General features: G+C 66.0%; 19 protein-coding genes and 1 pseudogene. 16 read left to right on the top strand and 4 right to left on the bottom strand.

Translation table 11 applies throughout. From position 1 onward, the window contains the following. The first annotated feature begins 38 nt into the window (after positions 1-38). The 4 genes from secA2 (at position 39) to MICSW_RS08780 (ending at position 4534) form a co-directional block, all read left to right on the top strand. Complete coding sequence (secA2, locus tag MICSW_RS08795) at positions 39-2369, top strand: accessory Sec system translocase SecA2 (protein ID WP_464495237.1); 2331 nt, start codon at positions 39-41, stop codon at positions 2367-2369. 13 nt (positions 2370-2382) lie between these two features. Then, the gene (locus tag MICSW_RS08790; protein WP_464495233.1) at positions 2383-2880 is read left to right on the top strand and encodes a DNA-processing protein DprA; all 498 of its coding nucleotides are present in this window, start codon (positions 2383-2385) and stop codon (positions 2878-2880) included. Positions 2881-2998: 118 nt separating this feature from the next. Continuing rightward, complete coding sequence (locus tag MICSW_RS08785) at positions 2999-3898, top strand: tyrosine recombinase XerC (protein WP_464495229.1); 900 nt, start codon at positions 2999-3001, stop codon at positions 3896-3898. 60 nt (positions 3899-3958) lie between these two features. Then, positions 3959-4534: a YdhT family protein gene (locus tag MICSW_RS08780; RefSeq protein ID WP_228178159.1), complete on the top strand. Its 576-nt coding sequence runs from the start codon at positions 3959-3961 to the stop codon at positions 4532-4534. Positions 4535-4549: 15 nt separating this feature from the next. Here MICSW_RS08780 and MICSW_RS08775 read toward each other — a convergent pair whose 3' ends face one another. Continuing rightward, positions 4550-5101, bottom strand: a complete 552-nt coding sequence (locus MICSW_RS08775; RefSeq protein WP_228178160.1) for a murein hydrolase activator EnvC family protein — start codon at positions 5099-5101, stop codon at positions 4550-4552. 329 nt (positions 5102-5430) lie between these two features. On the opposite strand from MICSW_RS08775, the gene rpsB reads away from it, so the two are divergent. The 9 genes from rpsB (at position 5431) to MICSW_RS08730 (ending at position 12091) form a co-directional block, all read left to right on the top strand. Further along, entirely contained in the window at positions 5431-6348 is a 918-nt protein-coding gene (gene rpsB / locus MICSW_RS08770; RefSeq protein WP_228178161.1) for a 30S ribosomal protein S2, read from the top strand. Positions 6349-6429: 81 nt separating this feature from the next. Beyond that, positions 6430-7257, top strand: a complete 828-nt coding sequence (tsf, locus tag MICSW_RS08765) for a translation elongation factor Ts (RefSeq protein WP_228178162.1) — start codon at positions 6430-6432, stop codon at positions 7255-7257. An 86-nt stretch (positions 7258-7343) separates the two neighbouring features. Continuing rightward, positions 7344-8066 (top strand): UMP kinase, encoded by a 723-nt coding sequence (gene pyrH / locus MICSW_RS08760; RefSeq protein ID WP_228178163.1) that lies wholly within the window; start codon positions 7344-7346, stop codon positions 8064-8066. 47 nt (positions 8067-8113) lie between these two features. Then, positions 8114-8668: a ribosome recycling factor gene (gene frr / locus MICSW_RS08755; protein WP_292726839.1), complete on the top strand. Its 555-nt coding sequence runs from the start codon at positions 8114-8116 to the stop codon at positions 8666-8668. An 8-nt stretch (positions 8669-8676) separates the two neighbouring features. Beyond that, positions 8677-9684, top strand: coding sequence for a phosphatidate cytidylyltransferase (locus MICSW_RS08750; protein ID WP_292734550.1), 1008 nt, complete (start codon positions 8677-8679; stop codon positions 9682-9684). Between the two features lie 37 nt (positions 9685-9721). Then, entirely contained in the window at positions 9722-10312 is a 591-nt protein-coding gene (locus MICSW_RS08745; RefSeq protein WP_228178166.1) for a DivIVA domain-containing protein, read from the top strand. A 56-nt stretch (positions 10313-10368) separates the two neighbouring features. Next, positions 10369-11067 (top strand): aggregation-promoting factor C-terminal-like domain-containing protein, encoded by a 699-nt coding sequence (locus MICSW_RS08740; RefSeq protein WP_292726841.1) that lies wholly within the window; start codon positions 10369-10371, stop codon positions 11065-11067. A 9-nt stretch (positions 11068-11076) separates the two neighbouring features. Next, positions 11077-11361: a hypothetical protein gene (locus MICSW_RS08735; RefSeq protein WP_228178168.1), complete on the top strand. Its 285-nt coding sequence runs from the start codon at positions 11077-11079 to the stop codon at positions 11359-11361. A gap of 1 nt (position 11362) precedes the next feature. Then, the gene (locus MICSW_RS08730; protein ID WP_228178169.1) at positions 11363-12091 is read left to right on the top strand and encodes an alpha/beta hydrolase; all 729 of its coding nucleotides are present in this window, start codon (positions 11363-11365) and stop codon (positions 12089-12091) included. Between the two features lie 3 nt (positions 12092-12094). On the opposite strand, the gene MICSW_RS08725 is transcribed toward MICSW_RS08730, so the two are convergent. Continuing rightward, complete coding sequence (locus tag MICSW_RS08725; RefSeq protein ID WP_228178170.1) at positions 12095-13159, bottom strand: AI-2E family transporter; 1065 nt, start codon at positions 13157-13159, stop codon at positions 12095-12097. 318 nt (positions 13160-13477) lie between these two features. On the opposite strand from MICSW_RS08725, the gene MICSW_RS08720 reads away from it, so the two are divergent. The 3 genes from MICSW_RS08720 to MICSW_RS08710 are packed head-to-tail and all read left to right on the top strand — an operon-like array spanning position 13478 to position 16142. Beyond that, a complete protein-coding gene (locus MICSW_RS08720; RefSeq protein ID WP_464495213.1) occupies positions 13478-14896 on the top strand; it encodes a DUF8094 domain-containing protein in 1419 nt (472 codons plus the stop codon). Further along, positions 14794-15195, top strand: a complete 402-nt coding sequence (locus MICSW_RS08715; protein ID WP_464495211.1) for a hypothetical protein — start codon at positions 14794-14796, stop codon at positions 15193-15195. Before MICSW_RS08720 ends, MICSW_RS08715 begins: the two co-directional genes overlap by 103 nt. After that, positions 15192-16142, top strand: coding sequence for a tetratricopeptide repeat protein (locus MICSW_RS08710; protein ID WP_228178172.1), 951 nt, complete (start codon positions 15192-15194; stop codon positions 16140-16142). Before MICSW_RS08715 ends, MICSW_RS08710 begins: the two co-directional genes overlap by 4 nt. A 33-nt stretch (positions 16143-16175) precedes the next feature. On the opposite strand, the gene glgB is transcribed toward MICSW_RS08710, so the two are convergent. Together glgB and MICSW_RS08700 are read right to left on the bottom strand one after the other, a co-directional pair. Beyond that, positions 16176-18344: a 1,4-alpha-glucan branching protein GlgB gene (gene glgB, locus MICSW_RS08705; protein WP_292734553.1), complete on the bottom strand. Its 2169-nt coding sequence runs from the start codon at positions 18342-18344 to the stop codon at positions 16176-16178. After that, positions 18341-20301: pseudogene (locus MICSW_RS08700) on the bottom strand (maltotransferase domain-containing protein). Before MICSW_RS08700 ends, glgB begins: the two are co-directional and overlap by 4 nt. Between the last annotated feature and the right edge of the window lie 152 nt (positions 20302-20453).

Genomic DNA, 20453 nt, shown 5'->3' with positions numbered 1-20453 from the left:
TGATGGCTCGAGCATGATGTCGCAGGCAGCGTGTTTGGATGGGAAGCATGAAACGGTGGCTGGCGCGAGCAGTCGGAGCGCCGGGCTCCACGTCTCTGCGTCGCTTTCGTCGCGTTGTCTCACGCGCGAGAGAGAGACAAGAGTGGGCCGACCATCTCGCTGATGATGCGCTGGTCGACGCGGCGCGAAGCTCTTTCGCCGCCGCCGACCCTGGTTCGAGCGTTGAGCCGTCTCCAGAGCTCTTGGCGATCCTGCGCGCTGCCGCGCAGAGGACGCTCGCGCAGACGCCGTTCGATGAGCAGCTGCTGGCGTGCTGCGCGCTGCTAACTGGACATGCCGTCGAAATGGATACCGGCGAGGGAAAGACCCTGGTGGGCGCCCTCGCTGCCGTCGGTTTCGCGATCGCCGGCCGCAGGGTTCACGTGCTCTCAGTCAACGACTACCTCGCCGAGCGAGACGCCGACTGGATGCGTCCCCTGTTCGACGCGCTCGGGGTCAGCGTCGGCTGGATCGGCCAGCACACCGACTCATCGACACGCCGCGAGGTATATCGCAACGATGTCGTCTATGCTCCCGTCAGCGAGGTCGGCTACGACGTCCTCCGCGACAGGTTCGCCACGACCGAAGCCGACCGCGTGCTTCCCGTCCTGGACGTTGCGATCGTCGACGAAGCCGACGCCGTAATGATCGACGAAGCGATGTCGCCGCTCGTGCTCGCCGGGTCCTCGACGGACACGCCCAGTGACTTCACCGCCGCCGATACCCTCGTCCGCGAACTCGCCGCCGGCACGCACTACGCCGTCGACGGAGACCACGCGACCGTCTCGCTCACCGACGCCGGACTGGACCTCTTGGAGCATCGGCTCGGCGGGGTGAACCTCTTCGACACCGAGCACACGGCCACGCTCACACGAGTGAACCTCGCCCTGCACGCGCACGTTCTGATCCAGCGCGACATCGACTACCTCGTCGTCGAAGACACCATCAGGCTGATCAACACCGCCCGCGGCAGGGTCGCTCATCAGCAACGTTGGCCGGACGGATTGCACGCCGCGATCGAGGCGAAGGAGCAACTCGAAGTCTCCTCACCAGGCCTGATTCTCGACACACTGACCGTCCAGGACCTGCTGCGCGACTACGCGACGCTGACCGGCATGAGCGGCACCGTCGTCGCCGTCGCCGAGGAGCTCATCGAGTTCTACTCGCTTCCCGCCGGGCGGGTCGAACGACGGCTACCGAACCAGCGGGTCGATCACACGCCACGAGTGTTCCTCGACGACCAGACCCGTCTGGACGCCGTCGTGACCGAGATCCGTGATCGTCACCACACCGGTCAGCCGATCCTGGTCGGCACGCAGAGCGTCGCCGAGTCCGAGCGCTTCGCCGCTTCCCTCGCCGAAGCAGGCATCCCATCCCGAGTGCTCAACGCCCGAAACGATGCCCACGAAGCCGCCGTGATCGCCAGGGCAGGCGAGCTCGGAGCCGTCACAATCTCGACACAGATGTCCGGGCGCGGCACCGACATCCGACTCGGGGGAACCGACGAGCACGACCATGCTCGCGTGGCCGCGACCGGCGGCCTGGCCGTCCTGCAAGTCGGCCGCTACCCATCGGGACGCCTCGACGCGCAGCTACGCGGCCGCGCCGGCAGACAGGGCGACCCCGGCCTCACCATGACGTTCGTGAGCACCACCGACGAACTCGTGCAAGCCAACGCCCCAGCACATCATCTCGGGAAGATCACCAGACGCGGCCCGCGGTTGGATCAGGCCGCACTCGGAAGCATCGTCGACCAAGCTCAGCGAGTCGCGGAAGGCATCCGACACGACCGGCACCGCGACACCTGGGACTTCAACCGCGCGATCGCACGGCAACGAGCCACTGTCCTGGAAGACCGCAACGAAGTCATGCATCACGACCGCGGCCTCTTCGAGCTTGCCAACCGCGTCCCGTCGAAACTCGCAGAGCTCGAGTCAACCTCCTCATCCGAAGTCATCGCTCGCTTGGCCCGCGAAGTCACGCTCTGGTGCCTCGACGAACAGTGGTGCGACCACCTCGCCCACCTCAGCGAAATCCGCGACGGCATCCACCTCCAAGCCCTCGCAGGCGTCAACCCTCGCGACGAGTTCCACCGCATCGCACTCCGCGAGTTCCACGGATTCTTCGCGACCGCCTACGAACGAGCCGCCGACATCATCCAGAAGGCAACGCCCGATCAGCTCAGTCAAGGAATCGCAGGCCTCGGCCTGCGCAGACCCTCGGCAACCTGGACCTATATGACCAGCGACAATCCCCTCGGCAGCCCCATGGACCGCGCCACGCGCGAAGCTGGCAAATGGTGGCGATCACGCATATATCGCATCGAGTAGTTCCCGAGGCTCGTTGGACAAGAGGCCAGCACCGATTCGAGTCGCGTTAGTTCGGAGAAGGTTCCTCCAGCGCAACCGCCTCATCGCAGCGCTGTCAGCCGCGACAATCGTGGTCGAAGCCGGGTGGCGCAGCGGATCCCTGAACACCGCCCATCACGCGAGCGCCCTGGGTCGGCTCATCGGAGCAGTGCCTGGGCCCGTCACAAGTGCGGCCTCAGCTGGCTGTCACCGGTTGCTCCGCGAACTCGAAGCGACCTGCGTCACGACGGCTGGCGAGGTACGGGAGCTGATCGGTTGGGGCGAGCTCATCGGTCCAGGCGATCAGGAAGCCGCGACGCGCACCACCGACGCAACGCGTGTACGCGACGCTCTCAGTGCACGGGTCGCGCGGACGCCTCAGGAGATCGCGCGGCGCAGTGGCCTGGGCATCGCCGACGTCCAGTCCCATCTCGGGATGCTGTACCTGGACGGCGCCGTCACAAGCGACGCGGCAGGCTGGCGTCTCGCGTGAGATGCTCGGGGCAGAAAGGCGCTGAGGCTTCGCGATCTTGAGCGCGCGACAGCGGGTAGGTCGCGCCACACCGCAGCGGGCTCCAGTCCCGTTCGAGCAGCTGAGGCATCCTGTGTGCATGGAGATCTCCGCGGCGGCCGAGCAGTACTTGCGCTACGTCGCCGACGTTCGCCGGCTGTCTCCCGCAACGGTGCGCGCGTACCGGTCGGATCTCGCCGACCTGGCCGACGCTGTGGGTCCCTCCCGAATCCAGGACGTTGATCTCGAGATGCTGCGGAACTGGATGTGGCGTGCCAGCGAGCGGGGCGACGCCCGATCCACTCTCGCGCGGCGCGCAGCCGCGGTGCGCACCTTCTTCGCGTGGGCGTTGGACGCGAACCTCATCGGCACGGATCCGGCAGTGCGGCTTGTTGCCCCAAAACGGGGGCGGACCCTCCCGAAGGTTGCGTCTGCCGAGGGCCTGGCGCAGTTGCTCGATGAGCTCGGGCAGTCGGCACGCGCGGGTGGCGACCCGATCGAGCTCCGGGATCACGCCATGCTTGAGCTCCTCTATGGCGCTGCGCTTCGGGTGTCGGAACTGTGCGCTCTGGATCTCACCGATCTCGATGGCGGACGACACACTGCGCGCGTGTGGGGTAAGGGGTCCAAGGAGCGGGTCGTGCCCTACGGGGGCGCCGCGGCACGAGCACTGGATGCCTACCTCGTGCGGGGCAGACCTGCGCTGGTCGTATCCGATACGGCTCGTCGAGCGCTCTTTCTCGGAGCTCGCGGTGCGCGTATCGGTTCCCGCACCGTCTATGACGTGGTGGCACGCCGCGTCGGGGTCGTGACGGGAGGCAACATCGGCCCGCATGCGCTGCGTCACTCGGGCGCCACGCATCTGCTCGATGGTGGCGCTGACCTGCGGTCGGTACAGGAGATGCTCGGCCACGCGAGTCTCGGAACCACGCAGATCTACACCCACGTGTCGAGCGAGCGACTGACCGCGAGCTATCGCCTCGCGCATCCCCGCGCGTAGGCGCGACGAGCACCAACCGCCGCGTATCCGACGATCCGCACTTCGCCGTAGGGTTATCGCATGCATGCTCCGCGCCGCACGCTCGGTGTCGCCCTGGCGCTCGCGACGACTCTCGCGCTCGCCGGATGCATCGTGGTACCCGGACCGCGCACGACCGTGATCCCGACCCGCGGGCCCGCGACTCCCGTGCCCTCGCCGACGTGGGAGACGCTCGCCCCAACGCCGGCGCCCACAGTCACGGTTGATCCAGCTCCGGCTCCGGATGCTCTCTGCGTGAACGGCAAAGCTGTCCTCGCCGGTAACGACGTCAGCTTCGCTGTCACGGGAGACTGTGCCGAAGTGACGATTGCTGGCAACCGGATCATCGCGCAGATCGCCGGGTCCGCGGACACCGTGCTACTCCAGGGGAGTGGTAACAGCGTCACGATCGGCGACATGGGTGATGTGCGCATCGAAGGTAACGACAACAGCTTCGTCAGCGGAGCGATCGGATCCCTGCAGATCGCCGGCGACCGTATGCGTATCGACGCTGACGGTGCCATCGGAGACGTCACGGTCAACGGCAACGACAACACCTTCAGCGCGACCGGGTACGGCACGATTCAGGACAACGGCGGCAGGAACGTGTTCGGCTGATCCGGTCGCACGCGCTCATGCGCAGCAGGGAAGCAGAACTGCCCTGGGCACGCCGCCCAGCACCACCATCGGGTTGATGTACTCGCCATGCCATCGCACGCCGAAGTGCACACCGCCAGCGGGCGTGTGGCCGCCGTCACCCACGATGCCGACGTCTTCGCCTCGCGCGACGCGGTCACCTGCCACCAGCGGAGAGGTCACGGGCTCCAGTGTCGTCACGAGCCCGTTGCCGTGGTCAATCGTGATGAGGTCCCGATCGACCACGCGGCCGCTGAACTGCACGAAGCCGGCCGCGGGGGAACGGATGGTTCGCACGCCGAAAAGCTCAAGGTCGATGCCACGGTGACCCGGTCCGTAGCGATGCGCCGGTGCAACGTAGGCAGTGAGGATGCGGAATCCCGACACGGGCCAGACCCAGTCATCCGCCACCAGCGCAGGGTCGGCTGAGCGTACCGCGGCTGCTTCCGCTGCGATCCCTGGCGCGGCGGAAGCGGGTGCGGATGCTGCCAGTGAAGCGGCAGCGGTGAGGGCAAGAACCGCGGTCAGCAGATGACGAAAGGTTGACATGCCATTGAGCATCCGGTTCGCCTCAGCACTCCAGGGGCGGCCGATGCCTCGTCGGGGACAGGCGCCGGGTTCGTCGGGCCTGGGGAGGAACCAGCGCTCCGACCTCTCACGTATCTGGGCCAGGCTACCGCTGGTACACTGGGAGGGCATCCCGATCTCGGGGTGACTTCGCGTGCCCACAGCCTGACTATCAGTCAGGTGGCACGACTTCCATCGGTCTGAGCTCACCAGAGCACAGCGGAAGCGTGTCGGGCGCCAGGATCGTCGGTCGCCGACCGGCGAGATCAACCGTAAGAGACGCGGACTCGCGTCAGCAAAGGAGTACGGCCATGGCCGTCGTTACGATTCGCCAGCTGCTCGACAGCGGCGTGCACTTCGGACACCAGACCCGCCGGTGGAACCCGAAAGTCAAGCGCTTCATCCTCACTGAGCGCAGCGGCATCCACATCATCGACCTGCAGCAGTCGCTGACCTACATCGACAAGGCTTACGAGTTCGTCAAGGAGACCGTCGCCCACGGCGGCTCGATCCTCTTCGTCGGCACCAAGAAGCAGGCTCAGGAAGTCATCGCCGAGCAGGCAACCCGCGTGGGTCAGCCCTACGTCAACCAGCGGTGGCTCGGTGGCCTCCTCACCAACTTCGTCACCGTCTCCAAGCGACTTCAGCGCATGAAGGAGCTCGAGGAGCTCAACTACGACGACCCGGCTGCGAGCGGCTTCACCAAGAAGGAACTGCTGATCAAGAAGCGCGAGCTCGACAAGCTCCACAAGTCGCTCGGCGGTATCCGCAACCTGCAGAAGACCCCGTCGGCAATCTGGGTCGTCGACGCCAAGCGCGAGCACCTCGCAATCGACGAGGCCAAGAAGCTCGGCATCCCCGTTATCGGCATCCTCGACACCAACGCCGACCCTGACGAGTTCCAGTACCCGATTCCCGGTAACGACGACGCGATCCGTTCGGTGAGCCTGCTCACCCGCATCATCGCGGATGCCGCCGCTGACGGTCTCATCCAGCGCCACCAGCCCGCTGGCGAGGCCGAGGCTGAGGCTGCTGAGCCGCTCGCCGAGTGGGAGCGCGAGCTTCTCGAGCAGGGCGCACCCGTCGTCACCGACGTCGCGGAGGTCGAGACCATTGCGACCGAGTCCGAGGCTGACGCTGCCGGTGCCGCCGCGCACGAGGCAGTTGCCGGTGACGCGGAAACCGTCGCCGCTGACACTGACGCTGACGCCGTCGCCGAGTCCAAGTAAGCCGATCGACATCGCTCCGGTGGCGCCACCGCGCCACCGGAGCATCCACGAGAACTCATCACGAACAAGGAGCCGCCACCCATGGCAAACTTCACGATCGCCGACATCAAGGCGCTGCGCGAGCAGCTGGGCACGGGAATGGTCGACACCAAGAAGGCGCTCGAAGAGGCTGACGGCGACGTCGAGAAGGCCGTCGAGATCCTGCGCCTGAAGGGCGCGAAGGGTAACGCGAAGCGTGCCGACCGTTCCACGAGCGAGGGGCTCATCGCCGCCCGCGAACTGGATGGCAAGGTCACCCTCATCGAGCTTGCCTGCGAGACCGACTTCGTTGCGAAGAACGACCGCTTCGTGGCCCTCGCCGACAAGGTCGTCGAGGCTGCCGCAGCCGCCGGCGCGAACTCGGTCGACGAGGCCCTGGCCGCATCCGCGGGCGCGGGAACTGTCGACCAGCTCATCTCGGACGAGGCAGCGATCATCGGAGAGAAGGTCGAGCTGCGCCAGGTGCGCACGCTCGAGGGCGAGAAGTTCGAAATCTACCTGCACAAGACCAACAAGGACCTTCCGCCGCAGGTGGGTGTTGTGTTGGCCTACACGGGTGATGACGCCGAGACCGCTCGCGCGCTGGCGCAGCACATCTCCTTCGCCAACCCGTCGTACCTGTCCCGCGACGATGTCCCCGAGGCCGACGTCGAGAAGGAGCGCGAGATCGTCACCGAGATCTCTCGCAACGAGGGCAAGCCCGAGGCTGCCCTTCCGAAGATCGTCGAGGGCCGCGTGAACGCCTTCTTCAAGCAGGTCGCTCTGCTCGACCAGGACTACGCCCGAGACAACAAGCTCTCGGTCGCCCAGGTTGCGAAGGACGCTGGCCTCACGCTCACCGACTTCGCTCGGTTCAAGGTCGGCGCGTAAGCATCATGTCGAAAGGGTCCGCACCATCCAGTGCGGGCCCTTTCTGATGTGCTTCGGTAGGTTGTAGGCGACAAGAGGAGACGTACGTGGCGGATGAATCGACGGGGCGCCGACGCGTCCTGCTCAAGCTTTCGGGGGAAGCGTTCGGGGGAGGGCAGCTGGGGGTCAACCCGGATGTCGTCAGCCAAATGGCACGCGAGATCGCTGCGGCGGTCGACGAGGTAGAGATCGCCGTCGTCGTTGGCGGCGGTAACTTCTTCCGCGGCGCGGAGCTCAGCCAGCGGGGAATGGACCGAGGTCGCGCGGACTACATGGGGATGCTCGGCACCGTCATGAACGCACTCGCGCTGCAGGACTTCCTCGAGCAGGCGGGAGCCGCAACGCGCGTCCAGTCGGCGATCTCGATGACCCAGGTGGCCGAGCCATACATCCCCCGTCGCGCAGAACGGCACATGGAGAAGGGGCGCGTCGTCATCTTCGGAGCGGGCGCGGGCCTTCCCTACTTCTCGACCGATACCGTCGCCGCTCAGCGCGCGCTCGAGATCGGCGCGAGCGAGGTTCTCGTCGCGAAGAACGGCGTCGACGGCGTTTACACTGCCGATCCGCGCAAGGATCCCACTGCGACCCGCATCGACCGGATCACGTATCTCGACGCGTTGCAGCGTGGCTTGAAGGTCGTGGATTCGACGGCCTTCAGCCTGTGCATGGACAACGGCATGGACATGCGCGTGTTCGGTATGGAGCCCGAGGGCAACGTCACACGCGCTCTTCTCGGCGAATCCATCGGCACTGTCGTCACGGTCGGCTGAAAGCCTGCCGACTAGACTATGCAGGTCACACGCAGTAAGGAGTCGCCGTGATCGCGGATGTTTTGACCGATGCCGGAACCCGCATGGATCGTGCAGTGGAGGCCGCGAAGGATGACTTCGCGACCGTACGCACGGGACGCGCCAACCCGCAGTTGTTCCAGCGGATCATGGTCGACTACTACGGTTCGCCGACCCCGCTTGCTCAGCTTGCCTCGCTGAACAACCCTGAGGCGCGCACGCTTGTTATCAACCCCTACGACAAGTCCGCGCTCAAGGCGATCGAGCAGGCCATCCGGGATGCTCCCAACCTCGGTGCCAACCCGACCAACGACGGCACGATCGTTCGTGTCACGATGCCAGAGCTCACCGAAGAGCGCCGCAAGGAGTTCGTGAAGCTCGTGCGCGCGAAGGCCGAGGACGCCAAGGTGCACGTGCGCGGCATCCGGCGCAAGGCCAAGGATGACCTCGACGCCCTCAAGAGCGACATCGGTGAAGACGAGCTTGCTCGCGCCGAGAAAGAGCTCGATGCGCTCACGCGCGCCCACGTCGACCAGATCGACGAGGCGCTCAAGCGCAAAGAAGCTGAGCTTCTCGAGGTGTAGCGGTCGACATGACCGATGACCGTTCCGATGCGCGCGTCCCTGGCGAATCCGCCGGGGAAGCTACGGAGGAGGCCGGCCCCGGCCTCCAGGCGCAGATGCGCACCGCGCGAACCGAGTTCGAGCAGCATGTGGCACACGCGCGCGCGGAGTTCGAAGAGGCCAACGAGCGCATCAAGAAGCGTACTGGCAGGGACCTGATCCTCGCGATCCTCATCGGCGTGGGTATCGGGGCTGTCGCGCTCCTGTCGCTGATCTTCATCAAGTGGGTCTTCATCTTCTTGGCTCTGGGCGTCGTCGTTCTCGGCGTTGTCGAGTTCTCGCGTGCGCTGGCGGGCTCGGATCGCCGTATCGATCTCGCGCCCCAGATCGTTGCTGCAGTCGTGGTGCTTCTCTCGGGGGCGTTCCTTGAGCTGTGGCTGCACTGGGTGGCGCTGTTCGCTGCGTTGGCTTTCGTCGTCGTCTGGCGATTGATCACCCAGATGGCTGCTGCCGACGGCCGGCGATATTCCGCCGTCACGAGCGACGTACTCGCCGGGACTTTCGTGGTGTTCTACGTTCCGTTCCTCGCGAGCATGGCGATGGTGTTGCTGCGTCAGGATGCCGGTGAGTGGTGGATCATCGCGTTCATCGCGGTCGCCGTTGTCGCTGACACCGCCGCCTACGCTTCCGGACTCACCTTCGGGAAGCATCCGATGGCGCCGCGGATCAGTCCGAACAAGACGTGGGAGGGCTTCGCGGGCGCTGTCGTCGGCGCCGTTGCTGCGGGCACCCTGCTCGGTATCTTCATGCTGGGCATTCCCTGGTGGGCTGGTGCGATTCTGGGTGCTGTGATCCTCGGTACGGCGACAACCGGCGACCTCGGTGAGTCGATGGTGAAGCGAGACCTCGGCATCAAAGACATGAGTTCATGGCTGCCCGGACACGGGGGAGTCCTCGACCGGCTCGATTCGATCCTCCCGTCGGCAACAGCGGCGCTGGCCCTGTACTACCTGTTCTCGCCGTTGGTGGCATCATGATGTGGCGTAGCAGCGTGAGGCTGGCAACCGAATGACAATGACTTCTTCTCCGGAATCGGCAGCGCCCGCTGTCCCCGAACCGGCTCGTGCGCTGTTTCCCGTCACGCGTGGCCGAGTGAAGGGCTATGAGCGCGCCGCGGTCGACAGCTTCCTCTCGCACGCGCGTGATGCCTTTGAGGCTCCGGGACACCCGTCGATGACGTCGGGTCAGATTCGGGCTGCTGCTTTTCCGCTCGCGCGCCGCGGATACGAAATCACGAGCGTGGATGCCGCGCTGACCCGTATCGAGGACGCCTTCGCTCGTCGGGAACGCGACGCCGCCATCGCCCGGGTGGGGACGGATGTCTGGATCGCGCGGACGCGGCGAGACGCCCAGACGGTGCTCGACCGCCTGCAACGACCTTCTCGCCGTCGCTTCCAGCGGACCGGAGCTCTCCGATACGGGTACCGGATCGACGAGGTCGACTTCGTCATGAACAAGCTCGCTCGGTATCTCGAGACCGGGAGCGGCGCGACCATCGAGCAGGTTCGTGGGGTCGCCTTCCGCATGCAGCGGGGCGGCTACCGCGAAGTGCAAGTTGATGCCGTCCTGGACGCTGTCGTCGAGATCATGCTCGCTGTCGAGTGAACCCGCGCGTCGCTCGAGGCGAACCCGTGGCTTCGCCTCGGTAGAATCGGGTCATTGTGACTGATGAACGCCGTGGCGCCGACGTAACCGCGCGCGCGAGCAGTGAGCTCGCCCCGCGGCGTTCCAGCGTGCCGCCCCGGGCAGCTGCAGCCCCTGTCGGACACTGGTCGAAGCGCCGCGGCGTGCTCGCGGTCTTCGCTGCTTTCGCGGCACTGGGCTTTGTTGCGGCTAACGCCGGCCCGAGCGGAATGGCTTTCGCGACGGCCGAGGACGACACGCCCGAGCCTGTCTCGCTGTACGCGAGTTCGATCGTCGACGCGCAGTCACTGGTCATAGACACGGATGCCGAGCCTGTCGCTTTTGATCCAGATCGCGGTGGCTACGAGGTGTACGTCAAGCCCAAGCCCAAGCCCACTCCCGTCGTGGCATCCAGCGGTGGTGGAGGCGGCGCAGCAGCACCGTTGTTCTACTCGGGCGGTGGTTCGCCGGCCGAGTGGATGTCGGCGGCCGGGATTCCCGAGAGCGACTGGGGCTACGTCGATTACGTCGTCTCACGGGAGAGCGGGTGGAATCCCAACGCGACGAACCGGCGGTCGGGAGCCTGCGGTCTGGTTCAGGCTCTGCCGTGCAGCAAGGTTCCCGGAAGCGGCTACAACCCGGTCGACAATCTGCGGTGGGCCAACGGCTATGCCGTGGGACGCTATGGCAGCTGGGCCGGCGCGTACAACTTCTGGGTCAACAACCACTGGTGGTGACCGTCGAAGATGCCACGATCCCATCGTCGTCGACCCGAGCCTGCCGGCGATGACGGCCTCGAACGCCTGATCGCCGGCTGGAAGCGAACCGAGGTACGCCGCGGCGTGGAGTGGACGGTTCAGCCGGTATCGGCGGCGCAGGCGACGAAGTCGTATGCGTGCCCCGGATGCGTTCGCCCTATCGAGCCGGGCACCGCCCACATCGTCGCGTGGCGCGCAGATGGCGTCCTCGGGGACGCTGCCGATCTCGCGGCTCGCCGACATTGGCACTCACACTGCTGGAGGATCAGCTGACATGGAGATTCGCGGACCGATGCTTCTTCCCGCTCGCCGGCAAGAGATCGAGCTTCACACGCAAGACGGACTGACTCTGGTCGGTGAACTCGCCGTGCCTGCCGAGCGCACCCCCCACGCCACGCTCGTCACGCTGCATCCGCTGCCGACGGCTGGTGGATTCATGGACTCGCACATCTTCCGCAAGGCGGCGGCGCGCCTGCCCGCCCTGGCCGATCTTGCCGTGCTCCGATTCAACACACGCGGGACGACGTCGCCGCGGGGGACCAGCGACGGCTCTTTCGACGGTGGTGACTCCGAGCGGTGGGATGTCGCTGCGGCAATGTCGTTCGTCGCCGAACGGGGACTGCCGCGTCCGTGGATCGTCGGCTGGTCCTTCGGGACGGAGCTGGCGCTGAAGTACGCCGCCGACCACGACGTCGAAGGAATCGTGCTGCTGTCACCGCCGCTGCACCGAACCACCGAGGATGAACTGGCGGGCTGGGCAGAAGACCCGCGGCCGATCATTGTTCTTGTCCCCGAGTTCGATGACTTCCTGCGGCCCGACGAGGCGGCCAAGCGTTTCTCGGCGATCCCGCACGCCACGCTCATTCCGGTTGAGGGCGGACGCCACCTGTGGGTGGGGGAGAACCAGACCAGAACCGTGCTGACCGAGATCGTCGCTGCGATCAACCCGGACGCCCTGCCGTTGCCGACGGAGTGGGACGGCGAGCTCGGCGAGCCCGCCTGAGGCTCAGCGCTCGTTCTGGCGCGGGATCACGACCTGCCGGTAGATGATCAAGACGCTCGCCGCCGCCGGGATCGCGATCAGGGCGCCGAGGAGCCCAAGAAGCGATCCTCCCGCGAGTGCCGCGACCACCACGACCGCTCCGGGAATCGCGACGGCGCGACTCATGATTCGAGGCGAGATGACGTACGCCTCGAGCTGCATGTAGATGAGGTAGTAGATCGCCGCGATGAGGGCTATCGTCGGCGAGCCGAGACCCGGGATCAGGCAGGTCAGCACGATAATCGTCGACCCGGTGAGCGTTCCCACGAGCGGGATCAGCGAGAACAGTAGCGCCACCACCGCGAGGACCGCGGGGAACGGCGCATCGATGATGCTGAGGAAAATCCAACTCAGGATGCCGTTGATGACACCCAGGCTGACCTGGCCGATCACGTAATAGCCGACCGAATTGGTGATCTGTTCGGCGAGGTCGACGAACCGCTGACGCTTGGATGCCGCGACCAGTTGGTACACGGCCTTCTTGAGCGAGGGGATGGATGCCGTGAAGTAGATCGTCAGGATCAGCACGATGAAGGCGCCGAAGAGGCCACTTGCGATGGTGGCACCGATAGCGAGGATGTTGCCACCGATCGACCCGCCGATCGACGCGAAGTCCAGTCCCTGGAGCCACTGCAGGATGTAGGCGAAGATGTCATCCCATCTGAGCATGGGGAACACCGACTCGAGCCACGTTTGGAGCTCATCCGGCCACGAGGGGTTCTGCAGAATGCGGGTGACCTCGACGACGAACTGCGTGATCTGTTCCACGATGATCGGGAGCACCATCAGGATGACGCCGGCGAAGACGCCCAACACGACGACGATCGTGACGAGTACCGCCGCCCACCGCGGTACGCGACGGCGGATCAGCCACGAAACCATCGGTTCCAGGCCGAGCGCGAGAAACAGCGCTGTGCCCACATAAAGCAGGATCGTCGACAACGTCTGCACGCTCGCGATGAGCAGGAGTCCGAGACCCACGCCGAGGGTCGCGACGAATGCGACGCGGAAGGGGTTCTGCAGCTTCACGGGACCTCGTTCTCTCAGGCGTGACCCGCCTGGCGATCAGAATACGCATAGCCGGGGCCTAGTCGGTGATGCATCGCCTCCCTGGGGACTTTCAGGACATGTTCGCTAGTCTGAAATGTCGAGTTTTCGGCGTGCGTCGACGTCCGTGCGCCGAGGAAGGTTTTTCGTGCGTTTCGTATGGGCTGTGGTCGCGCTGGTTCTGGCGACCGTGATGATCGGGGCGGGAATCGCCCAGCGGACGATCTTCCAGGGCCACGGTCGACGACAGCCGATGTTTCGATCACCCAAGACGAGCCGTATCTGGTCATCGACGGCGCCGTGCTGACCGCGAACCCCGGGTCCCAGACGCTGCGGGTGCTGGGGGATGGCTCTGTCTTCGCCGCTTACGGCAGAACTGCCGACGTGCAGGCATGGCTTGCTGACACCACCTACAACCAGGTAGTGCAGACCGAGGACGGCTCGCTCGTTACCGAGGAGATCGAGCCGACTCCTGAGCCCGAACCGACCGTCGACCCCACCGCCACGCCGGCAACCGACGCCCCGACCGAGGACGGGGCAGCGGCGGGGGATGCCGCGACCGATCAGGGCACCGAGGAGGAAGCTATTCCGGGGCGGAACCCGGCAGGGTCCGATCTCTGGCTGGATGAGTACCAGCAGGAAGACCTCGTCATCGCGCCGCTGCAGCTTCCATCCGACATGAGCGTCATCATCGCCTCGGATGGAACAGAACCTGCCCCGACGACGGTGAGTGTCACCTGGCCGATCGAGAACTCCACGCCCTGGGCTGGACCCCTGATCGTCGGTGGCGGCATCCTGATGGCGGTCGGCGTTGTGCTCTACGTCCTCGGCATCCGTCACGTGCGCCGTTCGCGGGGTCCGCGCCGCAAGGGTCTGCCCGTGCCGGTGACGGAGCCGATTGATCTGTCTGTCGCGGAGTCTGACAAGGGCGTCATCAGTGCCAGCAAGCCACGGCGGGCGCTCGGGCGCGGACGAAAGACGTTCATTGCTCTCCCCGTTGCGGCGGTCACGGTCGGCCTGCTCTCTGGCTGCACGTCTGACGCGTGGCCGCAGCTGGTGCCGACCGAGACGCCGAGCCCGACCGCGTCGGTCATCGTGCCGGAGGGCCAGCAGGCTCCAGCCGTCACCAAGCAGCAGGCCGAGCGGATCGTCGAGCAGGTGGCTCAGACGGTGGCGCAGGCCGATGAGGCTAAGGATGCTGACCTCGCAGCGACCCGGCTCGACGGTGCGCTTCTGGCAGAGCGCAAGACGAACTACACACTGAGGGAGGCCATCGCCGATTATGCGATGCCGACGGCAGTTCCCGGCAAGCCCGTCGAGGTCGTGCTGCCGCAGGCCTATAACGGCTGGCCGCGTTCGTTCCTGGCGATCGTCACGGATGACGAGGCCAACACGTCGAGCATCATGGTGCTGACCCAGGCAGACCCGTGGACTCCCTACAAGCTGAGCTATATCGGCAACCTCGGTGGCAATACGCTGATGCCCGAGCTCGCCCCCTCCTACATCGGCGCCAGCCAGCTCGCCCCGGATTCGCCGTTCCTGTTGCTGCCGCCTGACGAGCTCGCCTCCGCGTACGCCGATGTGCTCGACAAGGGCGATGAGTCGGAGTTCGCGGGATGTTCGACGAGCAGAGCGACCTCTTCCGTGCGGGAGTCGTCGCCGACCGCAAGGAACGTCTCGACGACTTCAACGAGACCGGAGCCGAAACCGGCAGTCTGACCTTCAGCGCCGCCGCCGGTGAGTTCCCTCCGTTCGCGATCGCCACGCTCGAGAGCGGCGCGATCGTCGCGGTAAGCATCGCCGAGACCGACACCGTCAAGCCGACCAACGAAGACGCCGTCATCAAGCTGGACAACAATGCGACGGTCAAGACTCTTTCGGGCGCGGACCAGTCGGCATCCGGGTTCTCGACGACCTTCAGCGACCAGCTCTTCTTCTATGTTCCGGAAAAGGGATCGAACGAACCGATCCGGCTTCTGGGGTACTCGAGTTCGATTTTGAAAGGCTCTGTGCTGTGACACTTCCCGGCTCCAACGTTCCTCTCCGGGGCGCCGTCGACCTGTCAGCCCTGCGCAACCGCCCGGCAGCGGCATCCCCGAGTGAGCCTGCTGCTGGCGCCCCCGCGGGGGGAAACACGGCGCGGCTGGTGATCGACGTCACAGACGCGATGTTCCCCGAGGTTCTTGAGCTGTCCAAGACGGTGCCTGTCGTCGTGGACCTGTGGGCCGAATGGTGCGGGCCGTGCAAGCAGCTCAGCCCCGTCCTCGAGCGCGTTGTCACGGAGCATGCGGGCCGGTTGGTTCTGGCAAAGGTCGACGTCGACGCCAACCCGCAGCTTGCTCAGGCGTTCCGCGCCCAGTCGATTCCAATGGTCGTGGCCCTGGTCGGCGGTCAGGCTGTGCCGTTGTTCACCGGCGCCGTTCCCGAACAGCAGGTGCGCGAGGTGTTCGCCCAGTTGCTGCAGCTTGCCGCGCAGAACGGCGTCACCGGCTCAGTCGGCTCAGGCGACGCCGACGCTGCTGATGAAGAGGGTGCTGCTGCCGAGCCCGCGATGCCGCCGCTTCACGCCGAGGCGTTCGCTGCGATCGAGTCCGGCGACTATGCGGCGGCGATCTCTGCGTACGAGCGCGCGCTCGCTGAGAACCCGCGCGACGCCGACGCGCGGGCGGGGCTCGCCCAGGTGCGGCTGCTCTCTCGGGTCCAGGATGCCGACCTCCAGGCCGCGCGCGCAGCGGCTGCGGCTGCTCCGACTGATGTCGACGCTCAGCTGCTGGTCGCCGACCTCGATCTTGCGGGTGGTCACGTTGAGGACGCCTTTGATCGATTGCTCGATCTGTTCGCGGCGTTGCCCGACGATGATCGCGCGCCAGTGCGGGAGCGGCTGCTTGAGCTGTTCGGCATCGTGGGCGACGACGACCCGCGCGTCATCCGGTCGCGCAGTCGCCTCGCGTCGCTGCTGTTCTGACAGTGGGCGCCCGGAAGGGCGAATTGCCCTGCGTCAGTCGCGGATAGTGGAGGGCACCCGGGCCTGCGGGTCGTAGCGCAGCCAGATGACGCTCGTCGCGGGCAGCACCATTGACGCTCTGCCGTCCTCGCCTGCAACAACCATCCCGAGGTTGCCGACGCCTGCGCCGCCGTAGTCCTGCGCGTCGGTGTTGAGGATCTCGCGCCAGACTCCGCTGTGGGGAAGGTCGAGCGCGTAGTTCGAGAGCGTGGACCCCGAGAAGTTGCACACTGCGGCGACGATGTTGCCGTCCCAGTCCCGTCGGGTGAAGGCGAGCACACTCGGGTTCCATGAGGGAGCGCCGATGCGCGAGAACGCAGACCCGTCGTTGTCGCGACTCCACAGGGGTGGGTTGGCGCGGTACGTGCCGTTGACAGCACCGACGAAGTCCTGGAGCTGTCGGTGGGTCGGCTGGTCTAGCGTCCACCAGTCGAGCCCGCGCGATTCAGACCACTCCGCCATCTGCCCGAACTCTTGCCCCATGAAAAGCAGCTGCTTGCCGGGGTGCGCCCACATGTAGGCGAGGTACGCCCGCATGTTCGCGAGCTTGGCAGCATGATCGCCCGGCATCCGAGAGAACAGACTTCCCTTGCCGTGCACTACCTCGTCGTGGCTGATCGGAAGCACGTAATTCTCGCTGAATGCGTACACGAACGAGAAGCTCAGCTCACCCTGATGGTAGGAGCGGTACAGGGGATCTCGCTTGATGTATTCGAGACTGTCGTTCATCCAGCCCATGTTCCACTTGAACCCGAAACCGAGCCCGGCGTGGTCGGTGGGCGCGGTCACACCGGGGAAGCTCGTCGATTCCTCGGCCATCATGCTGATGCCCGGGAACGTCTTGTAGCACGTCGCATTGACCTCCTGCAGGAACCGAATGGCCTCGAGGTTCTCCCGACCGCCGTGGATGTTCGGTTCCCACTCGCCAGCGTTGCGCGAGTAATCGAGGTAGAGCATCGAGGCGACGGCATCCACGCGCAGTCCGTCGACGTGGAACTCGTCGTACCAGTACAGCGCGTTGGCGACCAGGAAGTTGCGGACCTCGTTGCGTCCGTAGTCGAAGATGAGCGTTCCCCAGTCCTTGTGCTCGCCGCGACGGGGGTCCGGGTGCTCGTAGAGGGCCCTGCCGTCGAACTTCGCGAGTGCGAACTCGTCCTTCGGGAAGTGTCCGGGAACCCAGTCCATGATGACGCCGATGCCGGCCTGGTGCAGCCGGTCGATCAGGTACTTGAGGTCGTCGGGGCTGCCGAATCTGCTCGTGGGTGCGAAGTAACCCGTGACCTGATAGCCCCAGGATCCGCCGAACGGATGCTCCGCGAGGGGGAGGAACTCCACGTGGGTGAAGCCAAGCGCGCTCACGTGTTCGATCAGAGGGTCGGCTGCGTCGCGGTACGACAAGCCGGGGCGCCACGAGCCGAGGTGGACCTCGTAGATCGACATGGGCTCGGTCACCGGGCGACTCTTGGAACGTCGTGAAATCCAGGCCGAGTCCTGCCATCGGTACGACGACGCGGTGACGACCGACCCGGTAGCGGGGGGAACCTCCGCGAGTCGGGCCAGCGGGTCGGCCTTCAGCCGCCACTGCCCGTCCGGTCCCTGGATCTCGTACTTGTAGACCGCTCCCTCATCGACAGCGGGGATGAACAACTCCCAGACCCCGGAGCCACCCATCGAGCGCATCGCGTGGGCTGCGCCGTCCCACCCGTTGAAGTTGCCGACGACCCGAACTGCGCGGGCGTTCGGCGCCCAGACGGCGAAGGATGTGCCATGGCTGTCTTCGTGGGTTCGAACGTGTGAGCCCAGGACGTCCCAGAGCCGCTCGTGGCGTCCCTCGCGGATCAGATGGAGGTCCAGTTCGCCGATGGTGGGAGAGTGCCGATAGGGATCGTCGTCCCGGTAGTCGGGTCCGTCGTCGTACGTCGCGTCGATCCGGTAGGAACCAATCGGTCCGGTGACCGTGCCCTCCCAGATGCCTGCCGCGACATGCTCCAGCCGCACGCGTTTGCCGCCATCGAATACGGCGGTGACCGTCGCGGCGAGCGGTCGGCGGGTCCGGATGACCCACGTGTTCTTGCCGGTGGGATGGATGCCGAGAACGCTGTGGGGGTCGTGATGGCTGCCGTGCGCGACGGCGTCGAGTGTGGCGGGGTCGATCGTAGTCATCGCTGTCCCTCAATCCGCAGGATGTGCACGGGCTCGCGGAAGGCGTCGAGCCGCACGTAGTTGTGGTCTGTCCAGGTCCACTGGGCCCCGGTGATGAGGTCGGTGACCCCGAAGGCCTCACCCGGTTCGACGCCCCACACGCGAGTGTCGAGGTGGACCGTGGTCTCGCGCACCGAATGGGGGTCGACGTTCACCACGACGAGGATCGTGTCGGATTCGCCCGTCGGCGAGAGGGCGGCATCCAGGTGCTTCGAATAGACGAGGATCGCGTCGTCGTCGCTCCAGTGGACCGTGAGATTTCGCAACTGACGCAGTGCCGGGTGATCCCGGCGGATCTCGTTGAGGCGGGTCAGGAACGGCGCGAGGGATGAGCCCGCCGCGTCGATCGCCTCCCACTCGCGGAACTTGTACTCGTACTTCTCGTTGTCGATGTTCTCTTCGGAGCCCGGCCGGGCGACATTCTCGAACAGTTCATAACCCGCATACACGCCGTAGACCGGCGCAGCCGTGGCGGCGATCGCGGCACGGATGACGTACGCCGCGTGGCCGCCGTACTGGAGGTACTCGGTGAGGATGTCGGGGGTGTTCACGAAGAGGTTGGGCCGAAGGAAATCAGCTGTCTCGTGGGCAAGCGAGGAGAGGAACTCCTCGAGCTCCTCCTTCGTGTTGCGCCAGGTGAAGTAGGTGTAGCTCTGTTGGAACCCCGCCATTGCCAGCCCCTGGAGCGGAGCGGGGCGGGTGAACGCCTCGGCCAGGAAGACGACATCCGGGTGCTCGGCGTTCACCTCGCGGATCAACCACTCCCAGAACTGGAGCGGCTTGGTGTGCGGGTTGTCGACGCGGAAGATGCGTACGCCCTGCGCAATCCAGTGGCGCACGATCCGCAGCACCTCGGCGCGGATTCCCTCGGGATCGTTGTCGAAGTTGATCGGATAGATGTCCTGATACTTCTTCGGGGGTTCTCGGCGTACGCGATGGACCCGTCGGGGAGCGTCGTGAACCACTCCGGGTGGCTTGTCACCCACGGATGATCCGGGGACGCCTGCAGCGCGAGGTCGAGCGCAACCTCGAGCCCTTCGGCGGCAGCTGCCCGCACGAACGCACGGAAGTCGGCGAGAGTGCCGAGATCAGGATGCACGGCATCATGTCCGCCCTCTGCCGCGCCGATCGCCCACGGCGAGCCCGGATCGCCCGGACCGGGGGTCAGCGAGTTGTTCGGGCCCTTGCGATTCGTGCGCCCGATCGGATGGATCGGCGGCAGGTACACGACGTCGAAACCCATCCGTGCAACCGCGGGAAGCCGCTTGCTGGCAGTGCGAAACGTACCGCTCTTGACGGTGCCGTCTTTGCGGAGTTTTGCCCCTTCGGACCGGGGGAAGAACTCGTACCAGGCGCCCACGCCTGCCCGTTCGCGTTCGACGAGCAAGTCGCGGTCGCTGCCCACGGTCACGAGGGACTGCAGCGGGCGAACCGTGAACGCTGCCTCCAGACGCGGATCGTCAATAAGGCTGAGCGGCTCGGTGCCGGCATCCGCGCGGAACTGCTCTGCCATCTCGGTGAGCATGCGGCGCTCGGCTGCCGGTCGATCGCGTTCGGCAGCGCCGCGTTCGCACAGCAGCGCCCCCATCTCCAGCATGAGGGGGACATCGACACCGGCGAGCACTTTGACGTGGGCCGCGTGGTGCCAGGTGGCGAAGTCGTCAGCGAAGGACTCGAAGTGGAACGTCCAGGTTCCCTCCTCAAGGAGCGCAACGTTCGTCCACCAGCGGTCGAATCCGTCCCCCGCAGGGTCCAGGCGATGCAGCGACTCGTCGCCCGACGGTGAGGTCAGGCGCAGGTGAACGCCGATGCGATCGTGGCCCTCGCGGAAGGCCGTGACGCCGAACGCGACAGCCTCGCCGTGAAAGGCGCTCGGGCTATAGGCCGCGTCGGGGGTGTCAGGCCTCGGCCGGACCATGGGGATGCGTCCCATGGCGGCGTCAGCGGCCGGCGCGAGCGGCGAGGCGGGGCGCACCGGGATCGCGGTGGCGCTTCGCCACGGCCGAGGAACGGGGGAGCGTCTGCTGGTTGCCACGTTTCGAACCTACCCCGCGCACCGCCAGCGGGAAC

This window comes from Microbacterium sp. SW12, from assembly GCF_055391095.1.
This window is presented reverse-complemented; position numbering and strand designations above follow the sequence as displayed.